Source organism: Myxococcus sp. CA040A (assembly GCF_013336725.1).
GTDB lineage: Bacteria > Myxococcota > Myxococcia > Myxococcales > Myxococcaceae > Myxococcus > Myxococcus llanfairpwllgwyngyllgogerychwyrndrobwllllantysiliogogogochensis.
In genome coordinates, this window is the sequence record NZ_JABUMR010000007.1 from 528,331 (window position 1) to 540,022 (window position 11,692).

Below are 11,692 nucleotides of genomic sequence, written 5' to 3' on the forward strand. Positions count from 1 at the left end.
CGCTCAGGCCCACGCCCTGGTCGATAGGAGCACGCCTTTTGCACAGGTCTCCTGGCACGTAACGCGGAATGGGAACGCGAGGTGACTGGATGGGCAGGCGATGGGCGTGGGTGGGAATGTTGGGGCTCTGCGCGTGGGTGTCTGGGTGTGCCGAGCGGCAAGGACAAGACCCCGCGACGAGTGCGCAGTCCGCGAGTGGACAGTCGAAGCAGGCGGTGCCACCTCCGAGCATGGCGGGAGGAGTCACGGGCCAGACTGGCGCCACGCAGGACTCCGCTGAAGCTCCAGGCAACGCGGCGAGGAACACCGGCACCGTACCGGGAACTGGCAACGCGGCGACCGGGAACACGGGCAACTCGGCGGCGCGGAACACCAGCAACGCCACGAGGAGCACGGGCAACACGTCGGCCAGCAATGCGACGGGCACCGGCAACGCCGCGAGAAACACGGGCAACACGTCGGCCGGCAATACAACTGGCACCGGCAACGCCGCGAGAAACACGGGCAACGCTGGGGCCAGTAGTGCAACGGGCACCGGCACCACCGCCACGGCCGGCACGACGACCCAGGCCCCCGGGACCGGCAGGGTGATGATCGGCACCGAAGCGGTCCAGGCGAGCGACGATGAAGACTGGTTCAAGGGCGCCGCGCGCGCAGCGCAGGCCGCGCTCCCCGAGAACACCTCGAACCGCGCGCTCGAGGACGTCGTCATTGCCTCCAGCGCCGTGAGCGGCCGAGTCACCCGCGTGGGCCGCGACACCATCACCGTGCGCGACAGCGACGGCAGCGACTACGTGCTGACGCTCGACGAGCGCAGCCAGGGCGTTCGCCAGGGACGGCGCGTCTCCCTGCGCCAGCTCCAGGCAGGCACCCCCGTGCGAGCGCGCTTCGTCCTCATGGGTGGGCGCTCCGTGGCGCGCGACGTGCGCATCCGTCGCTGAGCCGAAGTCCGCCTGAAACCCACTCCCTCCGCCACCTCGGGGCAAGGTAGGATGACGCCCCGAGTCACGGACTGAATGGCCCCGCTGCCCCGCCGTCGAGGAACACGGCGGCGGGACGATGTCGCCGCGCCGGCTGTTCCACCGTCGAACCTCGGTGGAACCTCGTGTCGTGCCCGGAGGCAAAGCGGATGGATGACCCAGGCCCAGGTGGAACCGGAACGCGGCGGCGCGGACGTGCACGCGTCGCCTGGGCCCTGGTCTGCGCACTCGCCGCGTGCACCCCGCGAGGCGTGGGCACGCCCGAGCCCACCGTGCCACCACCGCCGCGTCTCTCGGTCCAGCAGGTCACCCAGCTCCTCCCGCCCCACGTGAAGGAGCGCGAGGGTTGGGCACGAGACGTCCTCGCCGCGCTGGAAGCGGAGGACGTGCCGCCGTCGCCCTCGGCCGTGTGCTCCGTGCTCGCCGTCATCGAACAGGAATCCGGCTTCCAGTCGGACCCCGCGGTCCCGAACCTCCCGCGCATGGTCCGCACGCGACTGGAGGAGCACGCGGACACGCTGGGCCCGCTGGGCCACAAGGCATTGGCCTCGGTGCTCGCGGGCAAGGCTGCCGGCCAGAAGCGCACCTTCGACGAGCGCCTGCGCACCGTGCGCACGGAACGAGACCTCGACCGACTCTTCCGGGACATGCTCGCGTACTACGAAGCCGAGTACCCCACGACGTTCGCGACGATGAACCTGGCCAGCGCCCTGTTCTCCTCGCGGCGACTGGAGGACCTCAACCCCGTCACCACCGCGGGCTCCATGCAGGTGAGCGTCCGATACGCCGTGGAGAAGGAAGGCGAGGACGCGGACCCGGTGAAGGTGCGCGAGTCGCTATACACGCGCGCGGGTGGAGTGCGCTTCGGCACCGCGCGGCTGCTCGGCTACGAGGCCGCGTATCCCCAGCCCCTCTTCCGCTTCGCCGACTACAACGCTGGCGTCTACGCCTCGCGCAACGCCGCGCTCCAGGCCCAGGTGGGCCAGCTCACCCGGGTGTCGCTGGTGCTGGACGGAGACCTGCAACTCTATGACAAGAACGGCGACCCCCGCTCGGAGGACAGCAAGTCCCTGGCGGCGCTGCTCGCCTTCCGTCGCGACCACGCTCCGGAGCTGAGCGAGCGGCAGGTCCGCCGCGACGTGAAGAAGGAGAAGGAAGAGGACTTCGAGTCCACGGAGACCTTCCGCGCGGTGAAGCGCGTGTACGCGAACCAGACAGGGGAATCCCCCGCGTACGCCCAGCTCCCCCAGGTGACGCTCCAGAGCCCCAAGCTGAAGGGAGAGCGCACCACGGCGTGGTTCGCGCGCTCGGTGGATGCGCGCTTCCAGAAGTGCCAGGGCCGCTACCGCGCGCTGACGACGCCGCCCGCCCCGCCCCGGAACGTCACCCGCCCCAAGTGACATTCCCGGCGTCACGACGAACGCCGGGGCCATCAGCGCCGCCGCCTCAGGGCACGGTGAAGAAGGAACTGAAGGCGCCAGCGGAGCGGTAGGGCACCGTGTCCCGCGTGCTGAGCGGAGCATGCTCCACGTCCCACAGGGGCGCGTAGACGGCGGTCACCGTCACGTAGCATTCGGCGCCCGGCTTTAGCTTTCCGGGGGGCAGTCGCACGTCCCTGACCGAGCCGGGGACATAGATGGACCCCAGGTCCAGCATGGCACCGTACTCGGGGAGGTACTGCCTGACCTTGACCTCATAGGCCGTGGGCTTGCCGACGGCGGGAGGGACCCAGGAAATCATGGGGTTGAGCGAGCTCACCCGCTGAGGGTCGCTGGCCGGCTTCCGGTCGATGCGAAAGGAGCGAGGCGGCGACACCTTCGGAATCACCGGGCCGGCGGTGAGGTCCTCGATCGCCTCGGTCGCGGTATAGGAACTCGCCAGATTGATGAAACGCGCCGGGTTGCTCGGCAGTTGTGTCGGAGAGAAATAAAGGGTGGACACACTGCCGACCACGCCCCAGTTCGAAGGGTACGGGTTGCCAAACCGCAGGCGGGTCGTGAAGTCAGACGCCGTCCCTTGGGGCATGTCCATCCAGAGCAACTCCCCCGCGTAGCCAACCCACCCATCCGCCGGTCCATGGGGAGCGGGCCGGACCGCGAACGAGGACCCCCTGGGGACGGCGCGCGGGTGGGCCTCCGGAGCCATGCGTGCGAACTCGGACAGGCGCCAATCGAGAGCGACCTCTCTTTCATTCACGGGCTGGAACTCCGCGGAGATGGGCAGGGGCAAGGGCTCCTCCCAGCTCGGCACCAGGTCGAAGGGCGCCAGGTGCACGGAGCGCGTCAAGGAGGAGTAGCCCACCAACGTCCCATCGGACGTCCTGCCCGCGATGAACTCACTGAACTGATTGACGTACAGCCGGTCCCCCCGGTCCGCCTGGAACACGGGGATGTTGGTCCAGAGATAGGAGAGCAGCCCCGCCTCATTGGTGACGATGGAGGTCGCCCCCTCGGGGAAAGCCTCGAAGAGGGTCAGTTCCCCCATCATGTCCACCTCCGAGGAGACCACCTGAAAGCTGGAGCCCTGCTGGTAGTCGCCCGTCCACGGCACCCAGGGCGACAGGTTTCGCAGGTCGAGCTGGAGGGGAAACCAGTCGACGTCCGTATAGACGGCATCCGGACGCCCCAGACGGTTGATGCCGAGGTCCACGTGACGCGCGGACGTGAGGATGTCGGTCATGTTGATGCGGTCCGCGCGCAGGTAGTACTCCCCTCGCGGCACGCCCGTGAATCGCCACCCTCCCGGCACCGCGGAGCCGGTGTTTCGCGAGAAGCGGACCCCGTCATAGGTGTAGATTTCAGGAGGACTCGCCGACAGGTCCTCGACGCGTTCGGCGATGCCCACCGAGGTGTAGAAGCGCGTGGTGCTCGTCACCAGCACCGTGTCATCGGCGAGCAGCGTCTGGCCTGTCGCCTGGGGCTCCCGCTCGGAGGGGGACGCACCACTTCCACACCCCGCCAGCCACACGACACACGTCGTGCCCAGCAGGGAAGACATCCGCGGCATCATCATGATGAAACACCTGTCTCAGGAGGAATCGTGCTCCCCGCCCGATACCATGGAGCCTCCCAGGGACGTCTGACCCGCCTTCACCGCGCAAGTACTTGAGACGCCCCTGAGACATCTCGAGGCGACCTGCGTTTCGCGCGCGCGAGCCGTGCGCCACCGGAAACACCAGACACACGAAGGCCCCGGCGTCATGAAGAACGCCGGGGCCGGGGTGCCATTCCATCAACCGTCACGCACGCTTCACGGCGTGGTGAAGTAGGAACTCACGGTGCTGGCGGAGCGGTAGGGCAGCCGCTCCAGGGTCCTGAAGGGGTACGACTCGATGTCGAGCTGGGGGCTGTCGATGGCGGCCACCGTGGCGTGGTACGTGGTGCCCGGCTCGAGGACTTCCGGAGGCAGCCGGAGCTGGGTGGCCGAGCCGGGCAGGTAGAACGCCCTCCACGTCGATGAGAAGCCGGACTCCAGGTCGAGCCGCGAGATGGACACCCGGTAGGCCGCGGGCGTGCCGATCGCCGGCGGAACCCAGGCAAGCACGGGACTGGCGGTGCCCACCTTGCGCGGAGCGCTCGCGGGCACGCCGTCGATGGTGAAGGACCGGGGCGGCGACACCCGCGGCACCACGGGCCCCGCGATGAGGTGGTCGAACTCATCCCAGGCCGTGTAGCTCCCGGAGATGCTGCCCAGCCTGCCCGAGCCATCCGGCAGCGCCTCCTGATTCCGGTACGAGTAGGACACCACGCCAACCAGGCCCCAGTTCGACGGATAGGGATTGCCGAACTTCAGGCGGGCCGTGAAGTCATACGCGGCCCCCCGGGGCAGGTCCACCGTGAGCAGCTCACCGGTATAACCAATCCACCCGTCCGCCAGCCCGTGCGGGCCAGGCACGATATCGAACCGGGGCAGTCCGGGCAGCGCGTTGGGATGGACCTCCGAAGTGAGCCGGGCGAACTCCGGCAGGCGCCACTCGAGGGGGAACTCCCGCATCCGCACCGGCTGGAGCAGCCCCGTGACGGGAATCGGGGTGATGCCGTCGGGCCTGTGGTCGAAAGCACCCGCCTGCACCGCGCGCTCCACGGCGGAGTACCCCAGCGGACGTCCATCCGGGAGCGAGCCCGCGCTGAACTGACTGAACTGATTGATGTACAGCCGGTCCCCTCGGTCCGCTTCGAAGACGGGGAAGTGGCCCAGGTTCGAGCCCAGCTCGGCCAGGGAGGTGACGATGGAGGTGGCTCCGTCGGCAACCCCCTCGTAGAAGAAGGGAGACGCATACAGGTCCACCTGCCCGGAGGTGAGCTGCAGGCTGGAGCCATGCTGGAAGCTGCCCGTGTAGGGCTTCCACGGCGCCAGGCCCAGCAGGTTGGCCTGGAGGGGCGAGATGGAGACCTCCGCGTACTCGGCATCCGGCCGGCCCAGGCGGTTGCGGCCGATGTCCACGTAGCGCGAGGACGTCACCAGGTAGGTCCCCCCCGTGCGCAGGTAGAACGGCCCCGGAGGAACCCCCGTGAAGAGCCACCCTCCGTTCGCCGCCGAGCCCAGGAACAGCGTGAAGGTGGACCCGTTGAACACGAGCACCTCGGGAGGATTCGCTGACAGGTCCTCCTCGCGCTCGGCGACGCCCACCGACGTGTAGAAGCGGGTGGTGTCCTTCACCAGCACCGCGCGCTGATTCGAAGGCCCTCCATCCACGCCGGCGTCGGGCGAGCCACCATCCCCGGGCACTCCCGCATCCGGCCCACAACCCTCGGCGACGGGCTCCCCCATCCACGTCCCGTCACCCGAGGCATTGGAATCCGTGTCCACGGAGGACAAGCCCTCTCCGAGTCCCCCTGGCACGGACGAATCACTTCCACACCCCGCCAGCGCCGCGACACACGTCGCGCCCAGCAGGAAAGAAAAACGCAGCATCTTCACGTGAAGCCCCCAATTCAAGTAAGGCCAGTCAACCCTAGCCGATGGCATCGGGGAGGCCCAACAGGGGCAATCGTGTTCACGGCGCAAGGCATTGCGCGCCATGTGTGACACCCGGGCCCGACGGGTGTTCAAGTGTGTCGGGCCCGGATGACGTGGGAGCCTGCTTCAGCGCTTGGCGGGCGCGGGCGGCGGGGAGAAGCGCTTGTCTGAAATCTTCATCTCCGTGACGGGGCCGTACTTGCGAGCCATCTCCCGGATGGCGGAGGCCTTGCCGATGAGGACGAAGGTGAGGTTCTCCGGGGCGGGCAGCGCGCGCTGGATGACGGTGCCCACGCCCTCTCGGGTGGTGGCGGCCACGGCGGTGGCGAAGCCATCCACGTCGCTGGCATCCAGGCCGTAGAAGGCCAGCTCCGAAAGCTTGTCGGCCACCTGGCCGCCCGTCTCGAGCCGGGGCGGGAACTGGCCCAGCACGTAGGACTTGGCGGACGCCAGCATGGCGTCATCCATGCCGGACTTGCGGTAGCGGGTGAAGACATCCAGGGCCATGTCGATGGCCTTGTCTGTCTTGTCCGTCTGGGTGAAGGAGCTGATGACGAACGGGCCGGGGTGGGCGCTCGGGGAGAAGCCGGCGCGGGCGCCATAGGTCAGGCCGGACTTCACGCGCAGCTCGGTGTTGAGCAGCGAGGTGAAGCGTCCGCCGAGCACCGTGCCCGCCAGGTTCGCGGTGACGCGGTCCGGGTCGTTCCGGGCGATGCCGGTGTTGCCGATGGAGAAGTACGTCTGGGTGGCGTCGGGCTTGTCCACCAGCAGGACGCGGCGGCCCTTGGAGACGGTGGTGGTGGCGACCTCCGGGGCGGGGCTGGCGGCGCGGGCCCAGCCGCCGAGCGCGGCCTCCAGCTTCGCGGCGAGCGCCTTGCTGTCGAAGTCACCGACGACGGAGAGGATGAGCCTGTCGCCGCCGAGCTGGCTCTTGGCGTAGGCGAGCACGTCGTCGCGGGAGAGGCCCGGCAGGGACGCCTCGGTGCCGTCCACGGGGGTGCCGTAGGGGTGACCGGTGAACTGGAAGGCCTCGAAGTAGGTGTTGATGAGGCCGCGCGGGTCACCATCCTTGGCGGCGGTGATTTCGGAGGCCATGCGCGCGCGCGTCTTCTCCAGTTCGTCCTGGGCGAAGCGCGGGCGGGTGAGCAGGTCCGCGAGCAGCTCCACCATCAGCGCGCTGTCGCGGGACATGAACTGGCCGCTGACGACCAGGTTCTCCAGCTCCGCGCGCGTCTCCAGCACACCGCCGACGCCGTCCACGGCCTCGGCGAAATGGCGGGCGTCACGCGTGCCCGCGCCCTTCTGGAGCAGCTCCGCGGTGAGGGCGGAGAGGCCCTCCTTGCCAGCGGGGTCCGCGAGCGCGCCGCCGCGCAGCCACGCGCTGAAGGCGACGAGCGGCAGGTCCTTGCGCTCCACCAGCAGCACGCGCGCGCCGTTCTTCAGCGTGACGGTGGTGGGCTTGGGGAGGGTGACGCCCTGGGGGGCCGCGGTGGTCGCGGCGGCGGGCTTCGGAGGAGTGGCGCCCTGGGCGGCGGCCGGGCCCGAGGAGAGCAGGACGGCGGCGAGGACGGTCTTCCAGGAGAGGGGGGCAATCATCGCGCGGCCTCCTTGCGGGTGGCGGGGGTGGCGGAGTCGGCGGCCTCGGTGGGGACGAGCCAGCCGACGGTGCGACGCTGGGGGACGAAGACGCGGGCGGCGACCTTGCGGATGTCGTCGCGGGAGACGCGCTCGTAGCGAGCGGGGGCGTCGAAGACCTTGCGGAAGTCGCCGCGGAAGACCTCGGAGGAGCCGAGCGCGTACGCGCGCCCGTTGATGGTCTCCAGCGAGCGCCAGAAGTTGGCGAGGGTGATGTTGCGAGCCTTGCGCAGCTCGGCGTCGGTGACGCCGTCCTTCACGACGCGGGCGAGCTCCTCGGTGATGAGGGCTTCGACGCGCGCCAGGTCGCCGCCCGTGGGCAGGTCGGCGGTGAACCAGACGAGGCCCGGGTCGAAGCCGGGGGTGTACATGGTGTTGGTGCGGATGGCGACGCGCTCTTCCTCGACGAGGCGGCGGTGGAGGCGGGAGGAGTCGCCGTCGCCGAGGATGTTGAGCAGGAGGGTGAGGGCCTCCACATCGGCGTCCTTGCCGGACATGCCGTGGTAGGCAAGCTGGAGCAGCGGGGACTGGGAGATCTTCTTCACGACGACGCGGCGCTCTCCCTGCTGCTCGGGCTCCTGGGTGCGGACGGGCTCGGGCGCGGGCTGGGCGGGGATGGGCTCGAGGTACTTCTCCACGAGCGCGAAGATTTCAGCGGGCGTGACGGCGCCGGTGAAGATGAGCGTGCCGTTGTTGGGGGCGTAGTAGGTCTTGAAGTAGCGCTGGAGGTCTTCGATTCGCCACGACTCGATGTCGGAGGGCCAGCCGATGACGGGGAACTGGTAGGGGTGGGCGACGAAGGCGGTGGCCTGGACCTGCTCGGCGAGGGCGCCCTCGTTGTTGTTGTCCACGCCGGAGCGGCGCTCCGAGTAGACGACGCCGCGCTCGGACTCGATGACCTTGGGGTCGAAGGCGAGGTGCTGGAGGCGGTCGGCTTCGAGCTGGAAGATGATGTCGAGGGCGGTGCGCGGGAACCAGTCCTGGTAGACGGTGACGTCCTCGGACGTGAAGGCGTTGTTGGAGCCGCCGTTGGCCTCCATGACGCGGTCGAACTCACCGGGGCCGAACTTCTTGGCGCCGTTGAACATCATGTGTTCGAAGAAGTGGGACAGGCCGGTGATGCCTGGGTATTCGTTGCGGCTGCCAACGCGGAACCAGTTGTAGAGGGCGACGTTGGGGATGTCGTGGTCGGGCCAGACGATGACCTTGAGGCCGTTCTTGAAGGTGCGGGTCTCGACGCTGGCGCCGAGCTTCTGGAAGGACGAGGCGGCGGGCTTGGAGGCCGCCTTGCCTTGCGCCTGGGCGCCGGCGGCGGGAGCCACCAGCAGCGCCAGGCACGACGTCCAGAGGAGGGACTGACGGAACATCCGTGCTCCTGTCAAAGAGGAAGACGCCCGGGAACGGGCGGCGGCGCACGATATTCCAGTTTCAGCCCCCCGTACCTACGCGGCGGGACGGGTGAAGCTCAGGCTCCGAGCACGCCGCGGCGCGTCCACAGCCAGCGAGCCGGGCTACCATCCCACGCACCCACGGTGCTGGGAGCCTTGGCCTCAAGGCCCGAGGTTCCATTCGAGTCATTCCATGTTCGCAGGAAGTCGTGCATCGCCAGGCTTCGAGTCTCCCTCGGGATGGAGTCTGCTGGCCGCATCCCTCGTTTGGGTCCTCGCGGGCTGCGCGACGACGCCCGCTCAGGGAGCAGGCAGCTATCACTTCGACACGGTCTCGAACTCCTGCCGACAGCGACCAGAGACCTGCGCCGCGCTCGCCGGAAAGGACCTCGCCCGGGCGCCAGGGCCAACGGTCGCCACGCTGGGAGCGTCGCTTCGTGAGGCACTACGGGTCCTGGAGGCAGGGACGAAAGACCGCATTGAAGAAGCACTCGTCAGGTGCGCGGAGCTGTCGCGCTCGGAAGTACTGCTGGCGCATCGCGCGGACTTCGCGGGTCCGATACCGACGAGGGAGGAGTGCAAACAAGTGGTTCGGGACACATCAGGCAGGAGCCTGAGCCGGGCCATGCAGCTGGGGATGGAGATGCACGAGGCCGCGCTGCGATGTGCCGCTCGCGAGCTGACGACCTTGCGGCCAGGGGGCTATAGCCTTGAACCCTGCTACCGCCATGACACGGATACCGGTGTGACGAAAGTCGTCACCGAAGCGGATATCCACGCCCTGAAGCAATCTGGAAACGGGGGTGAGCTACAAGGGACGCTCGTTCCCGATGTCGTCATCCATGCGGGCCACCCTGGGCAGGCGCAAGCTGTCTACGACTTCAAGTTCCCATGTGCCAACGTCGATGAAGCTCCACCCTGGCGCAAATACCCGAAGGGCCACTGTCATCAAGGCTTCCACCAGGGAGAGATGTACGAGCAGGCCCTGGGAGTTCGTGCGTCGCGCATCGTCCCTCGACTCGGAATCGTCCGATGACTGAGCATCCACCCCGCATCCGCGTCCACGCGCCGAGCGGTGCCCTCCTGATTCGGGACTCGCTCTGCATCCAGCTCTACCTGCGCCGTCCTCATGCGGAAGTGGCCGCTGGCGTCCTGAGCGCCTTGGAGCGCTATCGGAGCGTGGTCCCGACGGGAGGACTGAGCAGCTACGTCGAGGAGGCAGGCGATTGGGAGCCCGTTGACGCGGCTGGCTGGAACGACATCCGCAATGAGCTCCTCGAACCCCACGGCGCGGTCCTGGACCTTCGGGATGCATCGGGTGAAAAGCGGTATCGCTTCGACTATCGGGGCCACCGAACCGAGAACCGCGACACGTCCGACAAGGTGTGTGCGGTGAGCTTCTGGCTGCCCACCGAGTACCTGGAAGAACAAGGCCCCGATGCGCTGCGAGGGTTGGTGCTGGAGCTGGCCGCCCCCCTCCCCTTCAGCTCAGGGCATGCCGGGCTCGCCTTCAATTGCGATCTCGATTTGGTGGGAGTCGAGGCCGAAGTCTTGAACTGGTGCCGCAAGTATCCGGGGATGGACCTCCCCCGGATGGACCGGCTTGCCTGGCGACTCGGGACGAACGTCAGCGCGGTCTCCTGGATGACGTTGCTGGGAGAACCCGTGCTGAGCGAGGCAGGAGGCACGGTAGGACTCCGTGAGCAACTGCGCTCAGCGGAGGGCACCGTGTTGGACCTGGGAAACGAGCGCGTCGCCATCGTGCTCGCTCCAGCGCCCGAGGCGGGCGATGCGGAGCGCGGCGTCGTGCTGCCTGCGTACCGGAAGCTCGCCTCCGTGCTGGGACCCTGGCTCTTTCACGACCAGCATCTCGCGGGCACGAGCCCCACCGAAGCAGAGCTGCGCCGCTGGGAACGCCGATTCCTCGAATGAAGACGAGCCAGGTCGCCCCTTCGTCGAGGACGGGTGGAGCTCAGGCCCCGAGCACGCCGCGCAGCACGTCCTGGAAGTAGTTGATGCTTCCGACGTGCGTCTGGTGGTGTTTGGCGGACTGGTGGAGGCGCAGGACGACGGCCTCGAACTCGGCCTGGCTGACGTCGCGCAGGGACATGTAGAGCCGGGCTGCGCCCTGGAGGTACGAGAACAGGGGGTTGCGGTCGGTGCCGTCGGGCCGGCGCGCCAGGTGGCGGTAGAGCCGCTCGAACTCCTGGTCGGTCTCCGTGTTGCGCACGGCGCGGCAATAGCCGGCGGCGGTCGCCTCGATGAGGATGAAGAAGGGGTGGTACTCGGGCGGCGGTGTCTTGGCGAAGCTGGGGGGCTTCTTGTCACCGGTCCACAGCTTGGAGATGGGCTGGAGGGTGACGTGCGTGAGCACCTCGCCGGCCCGCACCTGGGCGCGAGCGCCGACGGGAACCACGTGCTTCTGGTCTTCCCACTCCACTGCGACAAACAGCCGGTCCGGAGCGTCCACCCTCACGCCCGCCTTCTCCAGCTCCGCCACTGCGTTCGCGTCCATCTCTTTTCACGCCTCCGAGCCCCCTCTCTACCCCGCCCCGGGCCTCCAGTGCACCCGGCTTCGCACGCTGACGTCCGCTCGCCTCCCCTGCGGAGGCAGCCACCGTCACCCCCAGGACCCCTGCTTCAAATCCAGACATCACCTGGGGCCCCCCAGGGCCCTGGGGATGCGCTCGGCGCCCAAACAGGCAATAAATGCCGGACCAGGATACCCAG

General features: G+C 68.5%; 9 protein-coding genes. 4 read left to right on the forward strand and 5 right to left on the reverse strand.

Annotation, left to right across the window (positions count from 1 at the left end):
* The first annotated feature begins 230 nt into the window (after window positions 1–230).
* Complete coding sequence (locus HUA75_RS32140) at window positions 231–941, forward strand: hypothetical protein (RefSeq protein ID WP_174488552.1); 711 nt, start codon at window positions 231–233, stop codon at window positions 939–941.
* Between the two features lie 188 nt (window positions 942–1,129).
* Window positions 1,130–2,380: a DUF1615 family protein gene (locus HUA75_RS32145; RefSeq protein WP_174488553.1), complete on the forward strand. Its 1,251-nt coding sequence runs from the start codon at window positions 1,130–1,132 to the stop codon at window positions 2,378–2,380.
* Window positions 2,381–2,426: 46 nt separating this feature from the next.
* Here HUA75_RS32145 and HUA75_RS32150 read toward each other — a convergent pair whose 3' ends face one another.
* The 4 genes from HUA75_RS32150 to HUA75_RS32165 all read right to left on the reverse strand — a co-directional run bounded on the left by HUA75_RS32150 (window position 2,427) and on the right by HUA75_RS32165 (window position 8,941).
* A complete protein-coding gene (locus HUA75_RS32150) occupies window positions 2,427–3,977 on the reverse strand; it encodes a hypothetical protein (RefSeq protein ID WP_174488554.1) in 1,551 nt (516 codons plus the stop codon).
* A gap of 252 nt (window positions 3,978–4,229) precedes the next feature.
* Window positions 4,230–5,894, reverse strand: a complete 1,665-nt coding sequence (locus tag HUA75_RS32155; RefSeq protein WP_254627863.1) for a fibronectin type III domain-containing protein — start codon at window positions 5,892–5,894, stop codon at window positions 4,230–4,232.
* A gap of 171 nt (window positions 5,895–6,065) precedes the next feature.
* The gene (locus HUA75_RS32160; protein ID WP_174488556.1) at window positions 6,066–7,535 is read right to left on the reverse strand and encodes a pitrilysin family protein; all 1,470 of its coding nucleotides are present in this window, start codon (window positions 7,533–7,535) and stop codon (window positions 6,066–6,068) included.
* Window positions 7,532–8,941 carry a pitrilysin family protein gene (locus tag HUA75_RS32165; protein WP_174488557.1) on the reverse strand — a complete coding sequence of 470 codons (1,410 nt, stop codon included), beginning with the start codon at window positions 8,939–8,941 and terminating at the stop codon, window positions 7,532–7,534. The genes HUA75_RS32160 and HUA75_RS32165 overlap by 4 nt, the downstream gene beginning before the upstream one ends.
* A gap of 646 nt (window positions 8,942–9,587) precedes the next feature.
* Here HUA75_RS32165 and HUA75_RS32170 point away from each other — a divergent pair.
* Window positions 9,588–9,998, forward strand: coding sequence for a hypothetical protein (locus HUA75_RS32170; protein WP_174488558.1), 411 nt, complete (start codon window positions 9,588–9,590; stop codon window positions 9,996–9,998).
* The gene (locus HUA75_RS32175) at window positions 9,995–10,894 is read left to right on the forward strand and encodes a type VI immunity family protein (protein ID WP_174488559.1); all 900 of its coding nucleotides are present in this window, start codon (window positions 9,995–9,997) and stop codon (window positions 10,892–10,894) included. Before HUA75_RS32170 ends, HUA75_RS32175 begins: the two co-directional genes overlap by 4 nt.
* 40 nt (window positions 10,895–10,934) lie before the next feature.
* Here HUA75_RS32175 and HUA75_RS32180 read toward each other — a convergent pair whose 3' ends face one another.
* Window positions 10,935–11,477: a hypothetical protein gene (locus HUA75_RS32180; protein ID WP_141645510.1), complete on the reverse strand. Its 543-nt coding sequence runs from the start codon at window positions 11,475–11,477 to the stop codon at window positions 10,935–10,937.
* Window positions 11,478–11,692 lie beyond the last annotated feature (215 nt).

Excerpts from the sequence above, each read along its gene's own strand:
- HUA75_RS32140 (WP_174488552.1), top strand. The coding sequence starts at position 231 with ATGGCGGGAGGAGTCACGGGCCAGACTGGCGCCACGCAGGACTCCGCT.
- HUA75_RS32145 (WP_174488553.1), top strand. The coding sequence starts at position 1,130 with ATGGATGACCCAGGCCCAGGTGGAACCGGAACGCGGCGGCGCGGACGT.
- HUA75_RS32150 (WP_174488554.1), bottom strand. The coding sequence starts at position 3,977 with ATGTCTTCCCTGCTGGGCACGACGTGTGTCGTGTGGCTGGCGGGGTGT.
- HUA75_RS32155 (WP_254627863.1), bottom strand. The coding sequence starts at position 5,894 with ATGCTGCGTTTTTCTTTCCTGCTGGGCGCGACGTGTGTCGCGGCGCTG.
- HUA75_RS32160 (WP_174488556.1), bottom strand. The coding sequence starts at position 7,535 with ATGATTGCCCCCCTCTCCTGGAAGACCGTCCTCGCCGCCGTCCTGCTC.
- HUA75_RS32165 (WP_174488557.1), bottom strand. The coding sequence starts at position 8,941 with ATGTTCCGTCAGTCCCTCCTCTGGACGTCGTGCCTGGCGCTGCTGGTG.
- HUA75_RS32170 (WP_174488558.1), top strand. The coding sequence starts at position 9,588 with ATGCAGCTGGGGATGGAGATGCACGAGGCCGCGCTGCGATGTGCCGCT.
- HUA75_RS32175 (WP_174488559.1), top strand. The coding sequence starts at position 9,995 with ATGACTGAGCATCCACCCCGCATCCGCGTCCACGCGCCGAGCGGTGCC.
- HUA75_RS32180 (WP_141645510.1), bottom strand. The coding sequence starts at position 11,477 with ATGGACGCGAACGCAGTGGCGGAGCTGGAGAAGGCGGGCGTGAGGGTG.